Source organism: Cohnella sp. GCM10020058 (assembly GCF_042683485.1).
Lineage (GTDB): Bacteria > Bacillota > Bacilli > Paenibacillales > Paenibacillaceae > Cohnella.
Map to the genome: position 1 here is coordinate 260248 of NZ_JBHUJV010000025.1, position 18073 is coordinate 278320.

Consider the following 18073-nt stretch of genomic DNA (forward strand, 5'->3'; position numbering starts at 1 on the left):
ATGGCAAACGAAAAGAACCCGAAGCTCTCGATACGGGATTTGGCGGTGGAGTATCACTCGAAAGGACAGCGGACCGTCGCGCTTCAGGGCGTCGATCTGGACGTAAAAGACGGCGAGTTCGTCTCCGTCGTCGGTCCGAGCGGCTGTGGGAAGTCCACGCTGCTCAAGGTGGCGGCCGGTCTGCTGCAGCCGGCGGCGGGAGCCGCTTATATCGACGGCCAGCCGATCGACGACGTTCCCGACGGGGTCGGCATGGTGTTTCAGAACGACGCGCTGCTGCCCTGGAAAACGGTGCTCCACAATGTCCGGCTGCCGCTGGCGATCAAGGGACTGCCCGACAAGGAGCAGGTCGCCGAAGCGAACCGATTGCTGAAAATGGTCGGACTCGAGGGCTTCGCGAACTTTTATCCGAAGCAGCTGTCCGGCGGCATGCGCAAGCGGGTGGCGCTCGCGCGAACCTTCGCCTACGATCCGGACATCTATCTGATGGACGAGCCGTTCGGCCCGCTGGACGCCCAGACGCGCGTCAAGATCGGCGAGCAGTTCCTCCATATCTGGGAGTCCGTCGGCAAGAGCGTGCTGTTCATTACGCACGACATCGAGGAAGCGATCGCGCTGTCCGACCGCGTCATCGTCATGACGGACCGTCCCGGACGGATCAAAGCCGAGTTCGACATCCGGCTCGCGCGGCCTCGGCCGTTTTACGACATCCGGTTCGATCCGGTCTTCAAGGAATTGCAGAGGGAAATCTGGACGCAAATGTCCGGCGGCGGCACGGGAGGGATCGGTTGATGGCTGCAACATCGAAGCGCGCGAACCGCTCCGGGTTCCGCGAACGCGAGTATTCCAAGACATCCGTATGGCTCGGCCGGATCGTCGTGTTCGTGCTGCTGATCGGCGCGTGGGAGCTGCTGTCCGGACGCGCGTTCAACGCGTTCTGGCTGAGCAAGCCTTCGCTCATCGGCCGCCGGATCGTCGAGATGCTCGGAGACGGGGATCTGTGGTATCACATGAGCGCGACGCTGCAGGAGGCGATCGCGGGGCTTGCGATCGGGATGGTCGGCGGTACGCTGCTCGGCATCGGCCTCGCGTTCAGCGGCATTTTCGAACGATGGATTTACCCGTACATGATGGCGCTCTACAGCCTGCCCCGCGTATCGCTGGCGCCGCTGTTCATCGTATGGTTCGGCATTGGGCTTTCCTCCAAGATTCTGATGGTCGTGGCGATGGTCATTTTCGTGGCGTTTTATAACGCGTTCGAAGGGATGCGCAATATCGACAAAGACCTCATGGACATGATGAGCACATACAAAGCCAAGTGGTCGCACAAGCTGCGCTGGGTCGTGTTCCCGTCGATCACCGTCTGGATTCTGACCAGCATCCGGCTCAATATCGGCATGGCGCTGATCGGCTCGGTCATCGCGGAGCTGGTCGGTTCCAACCGGGGGCTCGGCTATTACATCACGTATTCCTCGAACATGCTGGATACGACGGGCATTTTCACCGGACTCGTGCTGATCATGCTGATCGCCGTCTTTCTCGAGCAGTGCGTGCTGCTGCTGGAGCGCGTCCTGCTACGGCACCGTTAAGGGGCCCGACGGGCAAGCTTTTCATTTTTACAAGACCCTACATCACGCTGGACCCGACAAACGGAGCGGCTTGATATACATTCCAAAGCAAGCTCTACAATCCAGAGGAGGTCTATTCCATGAAAAAGCAAAAAACGTTCGCGCTGCTGCTCCTGTCGCTCATGCTGGTCGTGCTGTCCGCGTGCGGCAACGCCAATTCCAACTCGAGCTCCAGCGCAAGCGCCGATGCCGGCGCTACGGCTTCGGCTTCGCCATCCGCTTCGGGCAGCGGCGAAGCGTCTCCCGCGGCGCCTGTCGGCGGCAAGATCCGCCTCGGCCTCGTCGGCGGCGGCATGACGCCGCTGGTCGCCCAGATCGGAATCAACGACGGCTCGTACGCGAATGCCGGCATCGAGATCGAGGAGAAGGACTTCACGGCCGGCTCCGACATGGTGCAGGCGCTCGTCGGCGGCAGCCTCGACGTCGTGCTCGGCTCCTACGAGCACGTGCTCCGTCAGATCCAGAACGGACTCGGCGTCAAGGCGTATGCCGAGATCTTCAACGGCGTCGGCTACTCGCTCGTCGTGAAGAAAGATGCCACTTACCAATCGCTGGCCGATCTGAAGGGCAAGACGCTGGCCGTCACCAAAGTCGGCAGCCTGTCCGACACCGGTCTGCGCGAAGGTTTGAAGGAAGCCGGTCTCGATCCGGAAAAAGACGTGAAGCTCATCAACGGCGGCAGCGGCGCCACGATGCTGGCGGCGATCGAGAGCGGCCAGGCGGCCGGCGGCATGGTGTCGGAGCCGACGCTGTCGCAGATGGTCGCAACGGGCAACTACCGCGTCCTGTACGATCCGCCGTTTGAATTTGCAGGTATCGTCATTATGGCGAAGACGGATTGGGTGGCGAAAAACCAAGATCTCATGAAGCAATTCCTGAAAGTGAGCGGCGAGGTCAATGCGCGTGCGCAACAGGATCCGGACACCGCGGTCGCGGCCGTGCAGAAGCTGTTCGACAAGGTGCCGGCCGACGTGCTGAAGCAAGCCGTTGCCACTCAGCTCACGAAGGTGCCAGAAGGCCTGAAGGTGACCGAGGGCGGCGCGGAATACGTGCAGAAGACGCAGCTTGACCAAGGCATTTTAAAAAAGGAAATTCCGTTCGCCGATGCAGTGGATCTGTCTTTACTTCCCTAACGAACAGGAGATGGCAGCATGGCCCAGGATCTGAGGACGTACCTCCGCCAACTGGCGGAATTCGACAAGCGCAGCGTGCGGCTCGTGGACAAGGAGGTCGATCCCCGCTTCGGGATCACCGGCTACGCCGCGGCGCTCGCGGAGAAGGGCGAATATCCGGCGCTTCTCTTTAACCGGGTAGAGGGCGCGGACTTTGCCTGCGTGTCCAATCTGCTCACGGAATACGAGCGCATCGCGCTGTATCTGGGCTGCGAGGTGCAGGACATCCCGCGGGTGTACGGCGAGAAGCTCCAGAAGCCGGTCGACCCGGTCGTCGTCGAGCGCTCGCAGGCGAAGGTGAAGGAGAACGTCGTTGCGGAGCAGGACGTCGACCTGGGCAAGCTGCCGATCCCGGTCCACAACGAGATGGACGGCGGTCCGTACCTGTCGGCCGGCGTCATGATCATCCGCGATCCCGAATCCGGCCTTATCAACGCGGGTATTTACCGCCATCAGATCTTTAACGCGACCGACATGGGCGTCTGGTTCCTCGGCGCGCATCACGGCGGCCTGATCTACAAGAAGTACAAAAAGATGGACAAGCCGGCGCCGATCGCGATCGCGCTCGGCCATCACCCGGGCTTCGTCATGGGCTCGGTGTCGCGGGTGCAGGGCATCGGCGGCGAGTACGAGGCGGCCGGCGCGCTGATGGGCGAGGCGCTGGAGCTGGTACGGGCGGAGACGTCCGACCTGCTCGTTCCCGCGCATGCGGAGATCATCCTCGAGGGCGAGATTCTGCCGGACGAGGATCATCCGGAAGGGCCGTTCGGCGAGTGGCCGGGTCACTACCTGGGCGGCGGCTCTGTGCCGACGATCCGCATCAAGCGGATCACGCACCGCAACAACGCCATCTTCCAAGATATCGTCGCTTCGAGCCGGGAGCATCTCGTCGTCGGCGGCGTCCCGCGGTCGGGCAGCATTTACCAGACCGTCAAAGAGGTCGTACCGAGCCTGAAGACCGTGCACGTGCCGTTCTACGCACGGATGCACTGCTTCATCTCGCTTCATAAGGAGCGGGAGGCCGACGTGAAAAAGGCGGCGTTTGCAGCCCTCAACACGGAGCAGGAAAATCTGCGGCACATCGTCGTGGTGGACGACGACATCGACGTTTTCAACGGCGAGGAAGTGGCGTGGGCGATCGGCACCCGCTTCGACGCGGAGCGGGATCTCTTGGTCATCCCCAAGTGGAACGGACCCGGCGGCCTGCTGCCGACCAACTGGGAATACAGCAAGGAAGGCAAGAACACGCCGCGCATGTCCGCCGCCGCGATCGTCGACGCGACTAAGCCGGCGCCGCCGATCGTGTTCCCGAAGCGCGCCGTCGTGCCGCGGGAGCATATCGAGCTGGCAGACCTGGACGCGCTGTCCGAGCCGGGGGCGGAAGGGCTCGGCAAATGGCTGTAAGTATAGTACGGCGCAGATTGAAGCGGCTTGAAGCCGTTTGAATTTAAATCGGTTGAAGCAATTTGTATCAGTTAAAGCAGTTTGAATCAGTTGAAGCAATTTGAAGCAGCGCCGTCGGTGCCGCGCTCCGGCCCGCAGGGGCCAGGGGCGCGGCCGCCGTACGGCGGCTCTTCGTCTGCGCGCGACGGATCGGTTTCGCGCGCGGACGAGGGGCCGCGGACAGGCGGCATCATAATCGTCCCGGGTGTCCGGCGCGCCAGAAAGCGACGGATGCGGGACGCAGCGAAAGGAAGGAACGCGTGCGATGAAAACGGTGGACCTGAATTGCGATCTGGGAGAGAGCTTCGGCGCCTACAAGCTGGGGAGGGACGAAGAGATTCTGAAGTACGTGACCTCGGCCAACATCGCTTGCGGATTCCATGCCGGCGACCCGGCCACGATGCGCCGGACGGTCCGGCTGGCGCTGGACAACGGCGTCGCGCTCGGCGCTCACCCGGGACTGCAGGATCTGATCGGCTTCGGCCGCAGGGACATGGACATCAGTCCGAACGAGGCTTACGACCTGATCGTCTACCAGCTCGGCGCGCTGTGGGGCTTCGTGCAGGCGGAGGGGGCGAAGCTTCAGCACGTGAAGGCGCACGGCTCCCTCTACAATATGGCGGCACGCAATGCCGGACTCGCGAATGCGATCGCCGAGGCGGTCTATCGGGTCGATCCGTCGCTCATCCTGTTCGGCCTGGCCGGCAGCGAGCTGATCGCCGCGGGCGAGCGCATCGGGCTGCGGACGGCGAGCGAAGTGTTCTCCGACCGGACGTACCAGTCCGACGGCTCGCTCACGTCCAGACGATTGCCCGACTCGGTGATCACGGACGAGGAACGCTCGCTCGCGCAGGTGGTCCGGATGGTCGCCGAAGGCAAGGTGCTGACGCAGCAGCAGATCGACGTCGCCATCCGGGCGGATACGATCTGCGTGCACGGGGACGGCGTACGCGCCGTCGAGTTCGCCAGCAGAATCAGGAGCAAGCTGTCCGAGTCCGGCATCGAGGTGCGGGCTTTCGGCGGCTAATCGGCTCATACTAACGAAAGACAGAGAGGAGCGGCGCGCGTGGATGCGATTTTGCTGCAAACCGATGTATTGATCGTCGGCTCGGGCGCGGCGGGCATGATGGCCGCCAGAGCCGCGGCGGACGAAGGCGCCGACGTCATCCTGACGGACAAGAGCCTGATCGGCCGCGGAGGCGCTACGATCCTCGCCCAGATGACGGTCGCGGTCGCGCTCGGCGAAGCCGAGGAAGACGACGCGGACGTCCACTTCGAAGATACGATGAAGGGCAGCCGCGGACTGGCCGATCCGGAGATCGTGCGCGCGATCGTCGATCGCGGCGCGGAGGTCATCCTGGAGGCCGAAGGCTACGGCGTAAAATGGGCGCGGACGCCGGACGGCAAGCGCTCGCAGGCGTTTGCGCCGGGCCACTCGCGGGCCCGCTGCGTCTACGTGGATATTTTGAACACGGGCGGCGCGACGTCGAACGGCCTGAAGCGGGCGATCTGGAAGGACGAGAAGGTCCGCCGGCTCAAAAACGTGATGATCACGAAAATCGTCGTCGAGGATGGCAGGGCGGTCGGCGCCGTCGGTTTCGAGATGGAAGGGATGCGTCCCGTCGGTATCTCCGCAGGCTCCGTCATTCTGGCGACCGGCGGGCTGACCGAAGTGTACGAGCGCAACAGCGCCTCGACGAATATGACCGGCGACGGCTACGTGCTGGCCGCCGAGGCGGGCGCGGAGCTGCGGGACATGGAGATGGTGCAGTTTTTCCCGATCGCCCATCTGTTCCCGCCGCTCGTCGGCATCGACCCGATCATGTGGGATCCGTTCCGCTATAAGCTGGGCGGACGCCTGCTGAACGGGGAACGCGAGGAGTTCATGCATAAGTACAACGGCGAAGTCGGCGGCAAATACACCGCGGCGCGCGACCAGACGACACTCGCGATCTTCCGCGAGGTCGAGGCGGGACGCGGCACGCCGCACGGCGGCGCCTACCTGGACTTCACCATGGTGCCTGAGGACAAGCTGAAGGAAGCGTTCGGTCCGGTCATCGACATTCTGCGCAATCAGGGCGTAGACCTGACGCGCGATATGGTCGAGGTCGCGCCGATGGCGCACTTCATGCTGGGCGGCGTGCGAGTGGACGCGCAGATGCGCACCCGCGTGTCGGGTCTGCTGGCCTCGGGCGAGCTGATCTACGGCATGCACGGCGCGAACCGGCTGTCTGGCAACGCGATCACCGAGGCGCTCGTGACCGGGCGAATCGCCGGGGAGACCGCGGCCCGCGCGCGCGAAGGCCGGGCGGCGGATGCCGAGGCGATCGTCGGCCGAGCGCTGGAAGCGGAGCGTGAGCGGCTGGAGTCGTTCTGGCATCCCGCTGTGGTAGAGCGGGACAGCGCTTCGCTGCAGGCGTTCAAGCGCAAGCTGCAGCGGATCATGTGGCACGGCGCGGGACCGCTGCGCACGGAGGAAGGACTCTCGGCCGGGCTGGACGAAGTCCGGGCGCTTCGACCGGAGCTGGACGCGATCGCGCTGGCGCGGCCCGGCAAGCTCGCGCTGCCGCCGGTCGAGAAGCTGGAGGCGGACCACATGCTGAAGGTGGCGGAGGCGATCGTCATCGGCGCCCTACGGCGGAAGGAGTCGCGCGGCGCGCATGTGCGGCTCGATTACGAGGAGACGCTGCCAGTCGCTGAGAGCTACAGCTTGTCGCTCGGCGGCGAAGCGGGCGGCTGGACGCTGACGGAGGCGCAGCCACCGGCGAGCGTATGACGCGTATGTCCGAAACGGAAGGAGAGGAAGCGAACATGTCCGACATCAAGCTGCAGGTGACGCGCGGAGAAGCCGGCTCGGAGCCGGCCGTCGTCTCGTACGACGTGCCCTACCGGGAAGGCATGAGCCTGCTTGACGCGATCTTCTGGATTCGCGAGCACCGCGATCCGTCCCTGACCGTGCGCTATTCCTGTCGCTCTGCCAACGCCTGCAAGGAATGCTCGGCGCTCGTGGACGGCAAAGCCGGCTTCCTGTGCAGCATTCGCGCCAAGGCCGGCAACGAAGTCCGCGTCGAGCCGCTCAAGGGGCGTCCTTGGATCAGGGATCTGGCGACGGATCTGGATTAATCGAATAATTGCCATAGTTGTCATATAAGAAGCGATTTAAGGAAGGAGCGGACGGACCATGACCCAACCCAAGCTGACGGTCGCGATGTCGGAGAGCGACCGCACGCTGAAGCTGTTGTCCGGCGCCCGCCGTCCGGAGGGCTTCGAGATCGAAGCCAAGCGGGAAACGGTGGAGCAGATTTTTATCAACCAAATATCAGAGGCGACCTATGACGTTGCGGAGCTGTCGCTCGCTTCGTATCTGATCGCCAAGGGCGGCGGGGATACCCGTCTGACGGCCATCCCCGTCTTTCTGTCGCGTTCGTTTCGCCATAATGCGCTCTATGTTCGCGCCGACAGCCCGTGGCGCCATCCTTCGGAGCTGAAGGGCAAGCGCTTCGGGTTTCCCGAGTACCAGATGACGGCGGCCGTGTGGGTGCGGGGCATGTTCCGGGAGGAATGGGCGATTCGCGGCGACGAGATGGCGTGGTTCACGTTCCGTCCGGAGCGGGTGCCCGTAGACATCCCGGCTACGCTCACGGAGGGCGACATCTTCGAAGCGCTGGCAGAGGGGCGCGTCGACGCGGTCATGTCGGCGCGCCGTCCGCCGTCCCATCTGTTCCCGACTTCGGGCGAGGGCGGCGTCATCCGCCGGCTCATCCCGGACGTATGGGACGAAGAGCGCGCTTATTACGCACGCACCGGCATTTTTCCGATCATGCATCTGGTGTCGCTGAAGGCCGAGACGGCCCGGCGCTATCCGGAGCTGCCTCGGCAGATGTACGATCTGCTGCAGGGCATCAAGGACGAGGGCATCGCCACGCAGCTCGAGACGATCAAGAATAACAGCTCCGACCCGTGGGGCTGGGAGTCGGTCGAGCGTTCGTCGAAGCTGATGAACGGCGACATCTGGCCCTACGGCACGGCCGCGAACTGGGACCAGATCGTCAAGTTCATGGGCTATCTGAGAGCTGATGGCTTGCTGAAGCGCGAGCTGTCGCCGGAGGAAGTGTTTCACCCGTCGGTCTTGAACGCGTAAATTCAACATTCTTATATGGGATAGGAGAGGGATGCGATGAGCGCCTCCAATCAACTCGATCCGCAGCTCTGGACGCCGGAGGAACCGCAGAATCTGCCGGACAGCCCGCTGTCGCGGGCGTTCTCCCAGCCGCTGATGCTCGGCCTGTTTTTGCCGCTGCAGACGGGGGGCTGGTCCCAATCGACGCTGCCGAGAGGCACGGACTGGTCGTTCGAGTACAATAAGCGGCTGACGCAGCAAGCGGAAAATCTGGGCTTCGACATCGCCTTCGGCCTGTCGCAGTGGCTGCCCAAGGGCGGCTTCGGCGGGGAGACCGGCTACCGGGAAAACTTCCTCGACCCATTCGTGTCGGCGGTCGCGCTCGCGTCCGCGACGCGGCGCATTCTGCTGATGGGCACCATTCACATTTTGTACGGGCCCTGGCATCCGATGCATCTGGCGAAGTTTCTGGCGACCGCCGACCACATCTCGCAGGGCCGCTTCGGGGCGAACATCGTGACGGGCTACGCGGAAAACGAGCCCAAGATGTTCGGCGTAACCCGGGGCGATCACGACAGGCGCTACGCCCAGTCTGCCGAGTTTACGCGCATCTGCAACGCGCTGTGGGCCGGCGTCGACAACCTGACATACAAAGGCGAGTTCTATAACCTCGAGGAGGCGTACGTCTCCCCGCGTCCGCTGTACGGCCGCCCCGTGCTGGCGACGGCTTCGGGTTCGCCTGCGGGCTTCGACTACGCGTCCAAGTATTCCGACGTCGTGTTCGTCTCGAGCCCTGCCGGCGAGAAGCTTGCCGACGCGCTGCCCAAGCTGCCGGCGCACGTGGCGACGGTCAAGAATGCCGCAGCCGCGCTCGGCCGCAAGCTTCGCGTCATCATCAACCCGACGATCATCGTGCGTCCGACCCGCGAGGAGGCGTTCGCCTACTATCAGGCGATCATGGATCACGCCGATCTCGGCGCGATCGGCAGCTTCTCGGCGCGCCACAAAGCCGGCGACAGCCAGTCCTGGCTCGAGCATAGCGCCAGAGGGCGCGCCGTGGGCGGCCATCTGCACGTCGTCGGCTCGCCGGAGGACGTCGCGGAGCAGCTCGGCCAGCTTTACGCGGCGGGCATCGACGGCATCCAGATCACGTTTTACGATTACGAGCCGGAGCTCGCCTACTTTGGCGAGAGCGTCATCCCGCTGCTCGAGCAGGCCGGTCTGCGGCATGCCGTGCAGCCGGAGGCTTGACCTGTTGTTTTGAATGCAGAAAGGGACGAGCAGGAATATGCCTGTCTCGTCCTTTTTTTTGGCGCTTCGAGTCGCAGCCGCGCCGCTTTGTTCTTGGTTAGAAGCCGATCGTAAAAGGAACGAAGCCATGTTCGATAGATCCGTGCCCGCAGCTGCAGGAGCTACCGTTTACCCGCTCGTCATCGACAATTACACGCTGTCGAACGAAGGCGAGGAACAGAAGGCCAAGCAGCAAACCTTCGACAAGGCCCCCGAGCGGGTCGTCGCGAACACGCAGCCGGTCGCCGAGTTGCTGATCAAGCTGGGACTTGGCGACAAGCTGGTGGGCGTCGCCGCGTTGAATGGCGCCTCCGATCCCGAAGTATCGGCGGAAGAATTCAAGAAAGTTCCGGTGCTCGCGCAAGGTTACGTCAGCAAGGAGCCGGTCGTCGGCGCGAATCCGGATCTGGTCATCGGCCGCGCGGGACTGTTCGCGGATGCGGACTGGGGCAACGGGTCGGTAGACAGCCTGAACGGCTTGGGCATTCATACACGTGAACAATGCCAGCCTGCAGGGCGCGACGCTGGACAGCTTGTACAGCGATATCGAAGAGATCGGCAAGATCTTCGATATTCAGGACAAAGCGGCGGAGAATGTCGCCAAGCTGAAGGAGCGCGCGGACGCGTTGAAGGCCAAGTACGAGGGCGAGACCGCGCAGAAGTTCGCCATCGTCAACGATACCGGAGACGGCACGCTCAGCGTGGATAGCGGCTCGCACGATTCGTTCCAGCACGACGCGCTGTCCCTGATCAAGCTGAACAACGCGTTCCACGACGTCGACGGGTACGAGGTCAGCATCGAGCAGCTGGTCGCAGAGAAGCCGGACGTACTGCTGCTGTCCCACTACACCGGCGCGCAGGATCCGGAGTCCACGCTTAAAGCGGCGTATGCCAACCCGGCGCTGCAGGACATTCCCGCAATCAAGAACAAGCGGATCTACGTGATCGACTTCAACGCCTTCTGGGGCTACGGCGATCAGATCATGGCGGCCGCCGAGAAGCTGGGGCAGGAAGTATACGGCAAGTAAACCTTGAAGAGGCGCCGCAGGATGTTTGTCCTGACGGTGTCTTTTTGCGTGTGCGTGTGCGGTGCGTGAGCGTTAGTTGTTAAAAGGCAGTTAATTCCGTGCACGGAAGGCATAGGGGGAGCGATAGTTGTTAGAAGGCAGTTAATTGAGCCGATGGGGGGCAATTTAGGTGTGGAGGGCGGAAATAGCTGCCTTTTAATCTTTATTTTTGATTAAAGCTGGATATTTGGATGAAATAAATGCCTTTTGACAGCTATTCGGCGAACTTTCGAGAGTGGCGAAAATTCGAGAGTGCTGGAGTGGAAGGCGAGCGGGAGGTGAGAGGAGGGCGAGCGGAAGGTGAGAGGAAGGCGAGCGGAAGGTGAGAGGAGGGCGAGCGGAAGGTGCGGGGACTGGCGCCGTGACGGAAGGCGCCAGCCTCCAAAAGGAAAGGCCCGGCGAGCGCATCGCCGGGCCTTTCTCATAAGCGTTGGAGCTGCCAATCAAACCGGCTTAAACGTAAACCGGAACGCGTACGGCCGGTTCGCCGGGAGCGTGTAGGCTTCGTGCGTGGGCGCGCCCCAGCTGTCGTCGCCGCCGACGCCCATCTGCTTGAAGTTCACGCGCACGATGCTGCCGCGGCTCGGCGGCAGCTTGTAAGCATGGTCGCTCGCCTCGAGCTCTGCAGGCGTCCACGGGAGCGCGCTCAGCTCGAACGGCAGCGCGCTCTCGAAGCGCAGGCCGCTGCCGTCGCCGCCGGTCAGCTCGGCGAAGCGCACGTCCGTTTTGTTGCCGCACTCCTGCGGCCGTAGGTACGGCACGAACTGCTCGGCAACCGTGCCGGCATACCGGCCGAGGCGCGCGCTCGTGCGGCGGTCCCAGTGGTTCTCGTGCGGGCCGCGGCCGTACCAGGACACGTTGTCCAAGCCGCCGCCCAGCTCGAACATCAGGCCGAACGCAGGCAACTCCGGCAGCGTGTCGCTGCCCGGGCTGAGCTCCTGCGTAGCCTCGACGGCGCCGTCCGGACGAATCTCGTAGCGCAGCGTGACCACGCTCGACGGATCGTTCGCCAGGCGGTAAGCGGCATTCACGACGTAAGATGAACCGGCCGCGCGCGCGTCGAGGCCGACGAGCTGCAGCGTGCGGCCCGCGTCGCGCCAGATCGCGCAGCGCTCGCCCATTTTGTTGCCGCGGTCATTGTCGGTCTCTGGGCGCCAGAAGTTAGGGCGCAGCGGCGCGATGAGCAGTTCGCGACCGTCTACCGCATAGGAGACCAGCGCGCCGTTCTTGCGGTCGAAGCGCAGCGCGAATCGCTCGCCCGTCACCGTCAGCGCATCGCCGGACTCGGCAGCGACTACCGAAGCTGCTGTGACAGCGGAGCCGTCGCCGGCTGCGGCAACCTGTGCATCGGCAGACGCTCCCGCAATAACGGCCGTTTGCGTCTTCAGCACGAACTGATCCCACGCGACTTCATGACCCGCCTCGGCCCAAGTCGTATCGGCCTTCAAGGCGAGCGACAGCAGCAGCGTCGCTTCGCCGTCGCCCGGCAGCGCATCCCACGCATAAGGCACGATAATCTCGGCACTCTCGCCCGGCGCCAGCGCCAGCTCCAGCACGCCGCTCTCTCGCGCTACGCCGTCGATTGCGATCTCCCAGCGCAGCGCGTACGCGGAAAGATCGGTGAACAGATGTTTGTTGCGTACGCTGAAGCGTCCCTCGCGCAGATCGACCGCCGTCCATGCCGCATTCTGGTAGCACTTTTTAACCTCGAGCAGCTTGGGCGTAATCGTACGGTCCGCGAAGAGCAAGCCGTTGCCGCTGAAGTTGCCGTCGTGCGGAGACTCGCCGAAGTCGCCGCCGTAGGCGAGGTACTCGACGCCCTCCGGCGTGCGCGTGCGGATCGCCTGGTCGACCCAGTCCCAGATGAACGCGCCCTGCAGGATGTCGTACTTGTCGAACAGCTCCCAATACAGGTGCAGGCCGCCGCAGGAATTGCCCATCGCATGGCTGTATTCGCACAAGATATAAGGCTTCTTGGGCTTGTTCTGCGCGTAGCGCTCGACATCCGCGGGCTTGGCGTACATCGTCGACTCGATATCCGACGCGGCATCGTACGCTCTGTGATGGAACGTACCCTCATAATGCACGAGGCGTGACGGATCGGACTGCTTCAGGAAATCGTGCATGGCGATGAAGTTCTCGCCGCCGTACGACTCGTTGCCGAGCGACCAGATGACGATGGACGGATGGTTCTTGTCCCGCTGCATCATCGAGTTGGCGCGGTCGAGCACGTTGTCCCGCCATTCCGGCTTGCTGCCCGGCACGTTGAACTCCTTTTCTTCCTCCTGGCCGTACTCCCAGCTGCCGTGCGTCTCGAGATTGGTCTCGTCGATGACGTACAGGCCGTATTCGTCGCAAAGGTCATACCAGATCGGCTGATTCGGATAGTGCGACGTACGTACGGCGTTGACGTTATGCGTCTTCATGAGCAGGATGTCGCGGATCATGTCCGACTTGGACAGCGCGCGTCCGGTGTCGCAGGAGAACTCGTGGCGGTTCACGCCTTTGAAAAGAATCCGCTCTCCATTGATCTTCATGAGCCCGTCCTTGAGCTCGAACGCGCGGAAGCCGACGCGGCAGCCGGTCGCATGCAGCAGATCGCCGTCGTCGCCATAGAGCGACAGCACCAGCGTGTATAAATGAGGCGCTTCGGCGCTCCATTTGAGCGGTGCCGTCACCGGGGCGGACAGCGTCAGGGCGAGCACTTCCTCGGAAGAGGAGGCGACGGCCAGCGAGTGAGCGGCATCCCATACGGCGTTGCCGGAAGCGTCGTAAAGCTGCAGGTCCAGGCGGCTCGCGTTATAACGATTGCCGAAGTAGTTTTCCAGTTTTACGTCCACGGCCAGCACCGCGTCCCGATAGTCCGCATCCAGCGTGGGCTTCGCGAAGAAGTCCGATACCCGCAGGGTGGGAGCGGAGTACAGATATACGTCGCGGAAAATGCCGGACAGCCGCCAGAAGTCCTGGTCCTCCAGCCAGCTCGCGTCGCACCAGCGGTACACTTCGACCGCCAGCTTGTTTTCCCCTTCGACCAGGTAGGCCGTAATATCAAACTCCGCAGGCGTGAACGTATCCTCGCTATAACCCGCGAGTTCGCCGTTGACCCAGACGTAGAACGCGGACTCGACGCCTTGGAAGCTTAAAAATACGGGCTGTCCCGTCCACGAAGCGGGCACCTCGAACGAGCGCACGTAGGAGCCGACCGGGTTGTAAGCCGTGGGCGCGAACGGCGCCTTCAGCTCGGGCTCGCGTTCGGACCACGGGTAGCGGATATTCGTATATTGCGGATAATCGTAGCCTTGGAACTGCCAATGCGAAGGCACCGGCATGTCCGCCCAGCCGCTCAGGTCATAATCCGTCCGGTAAAAATCGGCCGCGCGCTGATCCGGCGTGTCCGCGAGGGAGAATTTCCAGGTGCCGTTCAGGGAAAGAAAGTAAGGCGAAGCGGTCGGATCCCCTGCGAGAACGCCTTCGGCGGAAGTATAGGCCATCATATGGGAATGCGCTTCCATCCGATTCAGCTGGAAGACGTCGGGATTGTTGTTCCATTCGGGATAGCCGTTGGCCGGCGGGGTATATTGCAGCTTTTGACGCACTGGCAGCGCTCCTCTTCCATTAATGACGTTAATATATTCACATTATAGACTCTATGATAGAGTGGTTAAATAAAAGGATTTTATTCCAAACTATTAAAATATGAAACGAGCGATGCCAGTTGAAAAGCAAGATGCTGTTCTGCCGGACGGACCGGACGTCGCTGCTGCCGGTGTACGTGACATCGATCGGCTATTGGGAGCATCAGCCCGAGACCGAGCGCGAGGAAGGCTTTCCCGATTATCAGCTGCATCAGACGATACGGGGGGCCGGCGAATATACCGTAGAGGGCCGGTCCGTCCGCGTCGGACCCGGAGAAGCGTTCGTCCTGTACCCGGGCGTCGCGCATGCGTACCGCCCCGTTTCGAAGCCGTGGGAGATGGCGTGGGTCGCGTTCAACGGCCGGGAGGCAGGCGCGCTGCTGCGTTACGCCGGTTGGCGCGCTTCCGGAGTCGGACGGCTGGCGGAGGCGGGACTGCTGGAACCGTTCGCGGCGATGCTCGAGGGCGACTCGCTCTCGTACGAGGCGAATCTGGAGCGGTCGCACGGCATATACGCCCTGCTGCTTGAGCTGGGACGCATGCAGACGGCAGGCAACCGGGAGCAGGACATGAACCGGATGAAGCCGATCGTTGCGTACATCGAAGACAACCTCCACCGGGCGCTCTCGCTCGGGGAGCTGGCGGAGGCTGCAGGGGTATCGCCGCAATATTTGTGCCGGTTGTTTCAGAAGACGGTGCAGATGCGGCCGCTGCAATACGTCAACCTGCAGCGCGTCGGAAGGGCCAAGCAGCTTATGTTCGGCGCGCCGGGCCGGCGGATGCACGAGGTCGCGCGGGACGTCGGCTTCGACAACGCCAGCTATTTCGGTGCTGTGTTCAAGAAGGCGACGGGCTTCAGTCCGGAGCAATTCCGGCGGCTGTACGGGCTGCCGGGAAACGATTGAGCGAGTCCGACGAAAGGCAACTTTTAACCGCCGCGTATCGTTGAAGGGTTAAAGGGGCGATGAGAAGTGGAGCGACAAGGCGAAGGCAAGAGAACGGGGATCCGTATTCGATGGATGGCTGTGGCAACTCTAGCGTCGGTGATATTATTGTCGGCTTGTCAGTCAGGCGCGCAAAATGGAGCGGATTCCGGCAGCGGCACGGAGAATAGGGGCGAAGCGCTACGGACGGAGGGTGAGGCGGAGGCCTTACCGTCGTACAAGCCGGAGGCCTTACCGTCGTACAAGCCGGTGCCGAGCGTCGGTCCTTCGGCCGAACCAGAGCCGGAGTTGGCGTCCCGTGTGCTGAACGAGCGCGTCGAAGCTTCGGATGTCAAATGGGTCTATATGACGTGGCCCCTTCAGTCTAATTTGGCTGCGACACTTTATTCGGATCGCGATGCAGCTCGTATCTCGCAAATCATCGATTGGATCGAAGCGGCGCGGCCAATCGATGGGACAGGGCTGACCATCCCAATCAGAGATCGCAGCATGGCGGTTAACGTAGAGCTTCAGGACGGACGCCTGGTCGTCGTACGGCCGGCTTGGCGCTGCACGGCGACGACGTCTGAGAAGGGCAACGCAAATGTAAGCTGCGAAGACGAGTTAGACCGCATCGTCATCGAGGAAACCGCTGAATCGGGGGCCGATGCCGTTTTTGCGGAGTCCGCCGAGCTTTATCGATTTTTAAACGAGGACTTTAAAGCTTGGATGTCGCCGGTTCAAAAATACGAATATCCGGATAAATTGAAGCCTGGGGCTGCGTTTGCGATCAGCGGCCACGGTGCTCGTTCGCAGTCGGCGACCGTCACGCTATCGAAGGGCGACGCCGTCCTATGGACCGGAAAATCCGACGTGCGCGACGGCGAGTGGAAAGTGGAGGGCAAGCTGCCGGACGCGCTCGCTTCGGGAAAGGATTACTGCCTTCAAATTCAAACCGACGAGGGTGGAACGACCGTCTATCCCGACGTCGAGTAGAGACGCATAGGGCTGCCGATCACGATCAATCCGGCAGCCCGCCGGGCGTCAGCGCCGCGGCGCCGCCGAGTACGACGGCGAGCAAGCGATCGGACATATCTTCGGCCGACACGGCTTGCTTTTCGCGGGCCCATTCGTTGGCCGCCCCGAAGATCGCCCAGCTGGTCGTAGACGCGACGGTAGCGGCAGGGACAGGCCAAGCTTCGGGAGGGGCGGGCACGGCTGCGAGCCACCGTCCGAACAGGGCGGCCAACTCCTGTTGGACTGCCTGCTCGAACAGCGGATGGAGCGATTCGCGCCGCCGGCAGCCGCCGTACACATTCGCGAAGTGGTCGAGCACGACCGCGATTGCGAGCCGCAGGTCGCTTCGGCGCCAGCCCGCGTCCGGCCCGAGCCGGGCGCCGAGCAGCGCCTGCAGCTTTTCGCGGATGACCAGATCAAGCAGGCCGTATTTGTCAGGGAAGTGGGCATAAAAAGTGCCCCGATTGACGTCCGCACGCTCGGCGATATCCCGCACCGTCACGGCCTCGAATCCCTTTTCATCGACCAGCTCGCGGAACGATTGCTTAAGCAGTCTGACCGTCCTTCTGGAACGTCTGTCCCGTTGATTCGAAGCTGCGTTAACGATCGTACTCCTGTCCGCATCCATGTCCGTCCTCATGTCCGAGACCTCCGTTTCCCGACAATATCGGGGTTGTGTCCGTTTAAAGGCCGAATCGCCGTTATTGTCGATTGAACGCGATGCGTTCGGCACGCTACATTATAAGCGAGCGCGCAGTTGGCGCACAATGGAGCGGAAAGAGGGGAACGAGATGGACGAGTGCAGGACGGCATGGATGAACGCAGTGCGCTTCCATGAATACGGCCCGCCCGATACGCTGCGCTTGGAGCGGGTTGCTCGGCCGGTCGCGGGGCCGGGCGAAGTACTCGTGCGCGTGCATGCGGCGGGGGTCAACCCGGGGGACTGGCAGATGCGCTCGGGCTGGGCGGCGGAAAAGTTCGGACTGGCGCTAACGCTGCCGTTCACGCCGGGCTACGACCTGGCGGGCGTCGTCGAAGCGGCAGGGCCGGGAGCTGAGCGATACCGCGCCGGAGACCGCGTCTATGGAATGACGGCGACGGCGGGCGCTTACGCTGAATATGCGGCCGTTCCCGAGTCACGGCTTGCGCCGCTGCCGGGGGCGCTCGACGACGAACAAGCCGCGGGTGTGCCGATGTCCGCATTCACCGCATGGACCGCCGTGCATGAGCAGGCGCTGCTGGCGCCTGGCCGGACGGCGCTGATTAACGGTGCGTCCGGCGGCGTCGGTCACTTCGCCGTGCAGTTCGCAAAGCTCGCAGGCGCTCGCGTCATTGGCGTGACGTCGGGCGGCAACCGCGGATTCGCGGAGTCGCTCGGCGCCGACAGCGTCTTTGACTATACGGCGGACGATTGGAGAGAGCTCGAGGGAGCGGCGGACGCTGTCATTGATACGGTCGGCGGCGAGCGGACGGATGAACTTGTCCGGGCCGTTCGCAAAGACGGCACGCTCGTGCCAATCGGTTGGGGGCGGTACTCGCCGGAGCTGGCTGAGAACGTCGGGGTTCGCGTGCAGGCGCTGCGCATGGCGCCATTCGACGCTGACAGGCTCAAGTGGATCGGAGAGCTGATCGTCACCGGGGATCTAAGGGTCGAGATCGGCGCATCGATACCGCTCGCGGAAGCGGCGAGTGCGCATGCGCTAAGTGAAAGCCGACGGGCGCGCGGCAAAATCGTGCTTCGAACCGACGCTTAGAGGGCGGGGCTTCCTGGATATAGA

16 protein-coding genes are annotated in these 18073 nt (G+C 63.0%); 13 read left to right on the forward strand and 3 right to left on the reverse strand.

What is annotated here, in order from left to right:
• The 9 genes from ACFSR7_RS34965 to ACFSR7_RS35005 all read left to right on the forward strand — a co-directional run bounded on the left by ACFSR7_RS34965 (position 1) and on the right by ACFSR7_RS35005 (position 9614).
• Complete coding sequence (locus tag ACFSR7_RS34965; RefSeq protein WP_378169254.1) at positions 1-792, forward strand: ABC transporter ATP-binding protein; 792 nt, start codon at positions 1-3, stop codon at positions 790-792.
• Positions 792-1589, forward strand: coding sequence for an ABC transporter permease (locus ACFSR7_RS34970; RefSeq protein WP_378169255.1), 798 nt, complete (start codon positions 792-794; stop codon positions 1587-1589). Before ACFSR7_RS34965 ends, ACFSR7_RS34970 begins: the two co-directional genes overlap by 1 nt.
• Positions 1590-1708: 119 nt before the next feature.
• The gene (locus ACFSR7_RS34975) at positions 1709-2761 is read left to right on the forward strand and encodes an ABC transporter substrate-binding protein (RefSeq protein ID WP_378169256.1); all 1053 of its coding nucleotides are present in this window, start codon (positions 1709-1711) and stop codon (positions 2759-2761) included.
• An 18-nt stretch (positions 2762-2779) separates the two neighbouring features.
• Complete coding sequence (locus ACFSR7_RS34980) at positions 2780-4204, forward strand: UbiD family decarboxylase (protein WP_378169257.1); 1425 nt, start codon at positions 2780-2782, stop codon at positions 4202-4204.
• A 304-nt stretch (positions 4205-4508) separates the two neighbouring features.
• Positions 4509-5270, forward strand: a complete 762-nt coding sequence (locus tag ACFSR7_RS34985) for a LamB/YcsF family protein (protein WP_378169258.1) — start codon at positions 4509-4511, stop codon at positions 5268-5270.
• Between the two features lie 39 nt (positions 5271-5309).
• Complete coding sequence (locus ACFSR7_RS34990; protein ID WP_378169259.1) at positions 5310-7019, forward strand: FAD-binding protein; 1710 nt, start codon at positions 5310-5312, stop codon at positions 7017-7019.
• 35 nt (positions 7020-7054) lie between these two features.
• The gene (locus tag ACFSR7_RS34995; protein ID WP_378169261.1) at positions 7055-7366 is read left to right on the forward strand and encodes a 2Fe-2S iron-sulfur cluster-binding protein; all 312 of its coding nucleotides are present in this window, start codon (positions 7055-7057) and stop codon (positions 7364-7366) included.
• Between the two features lie 58 nt (positions 7367-7424).
• The gene (locus ACFSR7_RS35000) at positions 7425-8384 is read left to right on the forward strand and encodes a substrate-binding domain-containing protein (protein ID WP_378169262.1); all 960 of its coding nucleotides are present in this window, start codon (positions 7425-7427) and stop codon (positions 8382-8384) included.
• Positions 8385-8420: 36 nt separating this feature from the next.
• Complete coding sequence (locus ACFSR7_RS35005; RefSeq protein WP_378169264.1) at positions 8421-9614, forward strand: LLM class flavin-dependent oxidoreductase; 1194 nt, start codon at positions 8421-8423, stop codon at positions 9612-9614.
• 97 nt (positions 9615-9711) lie between these two features.
• Here the strand turns inward: ACFSR7_RS35005 and ACFSR7_RS35010 are convergent, their stop codons facing one another.
• Positions 9712-10143: a hypothetical protein gene (locus ACFSR7_RS35010; protein WP_378169265.1), complete on the reverse strand. Its 432-nt coding sequence runs from the start codon at positions 10141-10143 to the stop codon at positions 9712-9714.
• 4 nt (positions 10144-10147) lie between these two features.
• Between ACFSR7_RS35010 and ACFSR7_RS35015 the strand changes: the two genes are divergently transcribed.
• On the forward strand, positions 10148-10681 hold the full coding sequence (locus tag ACFSR7_RS35015) for an ABC transporter substrate-binding protein (RefSeq protein ID WP_378169266.1): 534 nt from the start codon (positions 10148-10150) through the stop codon (positions 10679-10681).
• 482 nt (positions 10682-11163) lie between these two features.
• Here the strand turns inward: ACFSR7_RS35015 and lacZ are convergent, their stop codons facing one another.
• A complete protein-coding gene (lacZ, locus tag ACFSR7_RS35020) occupies positions 11164-14316 on the reverse strand; it encodes a beta-galactosidase, LacZ type (protein WP_378169267.1) in 3153 nt (1050 codons plus the stop codon).
• 119 nt (positions 14317-14435) lie between these two features.
• Between lacZ and ACFSR7_RS35025 the strand changes: the two genes are divergently transcribed.
• Both ACFSR7_RS35025 and ACFSR7_RS35030 read left to right on the forward strand, forming a co-directional pair.
• The gene (locus ACFSR7_RS35025; RefSeq protein ID WP_378169268.1) at positions 14436-15260 is read left to right on the forward strand and encodes an AraC family transcriptional regulator; all 825 of its coding nucleotides are present in this window, start codon (positions 14436-14438) and stop codon (positions 15258-15260) included.
• A gap of 66 nt (positions 15261-15326) precedes the next feature.
• Positions 15327-16274: a hypothetical protein gene (locus ACFSR7_RS35030; protein WP_378169270.1), complete on the forward strand. Its 948-nt coding sequence runs from the start codon at positions 15327-15329 to the stop codon at positions 16272-16274.
• A gap of 25 nt (positions 16275-16299) precedes the next feature.
• Here the strand turns inward: ACFSR7_RS35030 and ACFSR7_RS35035 are convergent, their stop codons facing one another.
• The gene (locus ACFSR7_RS35035) at positions 16300-16935 is read right to left on the reverse strand and encodes a TetR/AcrR family transcriptional regulator (protein ID WP_378169272.1); all 636 of its coding nucleotides are present in this window, start codon (positions 16933-16935) and stop codon (positions 16300-16302) included.
• A gap of 151 nt (positions 16936-17086) precedes the next feature.
• Here ACFSR7_RS35035 and ACFSR7_RS35040 point away from each other — a divergent pair, with 151 nt between their 5' ends.
• A complete protein-coding gene (locus ACFSR7_RS35040; RefSeq protein WP_378169273.1) occupies positions 17087-18049 on the forward strand; it encodes an NADP-dependent oxidoreductase in 963 nt (320 codons plus the stop codon).
• The last annotated feature ends 24 nt before the right edge of the window (positions 18050-18073 follow it).

Bases quoted from the DNA above. Each gene is read 5' to 3' on its own strand.
- ACFSR7_RS34965 (WP_378169254.1), top strand. From the start codon at position 1: ATGGCAAACGAAAAGAACCCGAAGCTCTCGATACGGGATTTGGCGGTG.
- ACFSR7_RS34970 (WP_378169255.1), top strand. From the start codon at position 792: ATGGCTGCAACATCGAAGCGCGCGAACCGCTCCGGGTTCCGCGAACGC.
- ACFSR7_RS34975 (WP_378169256.1), top strand. From the start codon at position 1,709: ATGAAAAAGCAAAAAACGTTCGCGCTGCTGCTCCTGTCGCTCATGCTG.
- ACFSR7_RS34980 (WP_378169257.1), top strand. From the start codon at position 2,780: ATGGCCCAGGATCTGAGGACGTACCTCCGCCAACTGGCGGAATTCGAC.
- ACFSR7_RS34985 (WP_378169258.1), top strand. From the start codon at position 4,509: ATGAAAACGGTGGACCTGAATTGCGATCTGGGAGAGAGCTTCGGCGCC.
- ACFSR7_RS34995 (WP_378169261.1), top strand. From the start codon at position 7,055: ATGTCCGACATCAAGCTGCAGGTGACGCGCGGAGAAGCCGGCTCGGAG.
- ACFSR7_RS35000 (WP_378169262.1), top strand. From the start codon at position 7,425: ATGACCCAACCCAAGCTGACGGTCGCGATGTCGGAGAGCGACCGCACG.
- ACFSR7_RS35005 (WP_378169264.1), top strand. From the start codon at position 8,421: ATGAGCGCCTCCAATCAACTCGATCCGCAGCTCTGGACGCCGGAGGAA.
- ACFSR7_RS35010 (WP_378169265.1), bottom strand. From the start codon at position 10,143: ATGAATGCCCAAGCCGTTCAGGCTGTCTACCGACCCGTTGCCCCAGTC.
- ACFSR7_RS35035 (WP_378169272.1), bottom strand. From the start codon at position 16,935: ATGAGGACGGACATGGATGCGGACAGGAGTACGATCGTTAACGCAGCT.
- ACFSR7_RS35040 (WP_378169273.1), top strand. From the start codon at position 17,087: ATGGACGAGTGCAGGACGGCATGGATGAACGCAGTGCGCTTCCATGAA.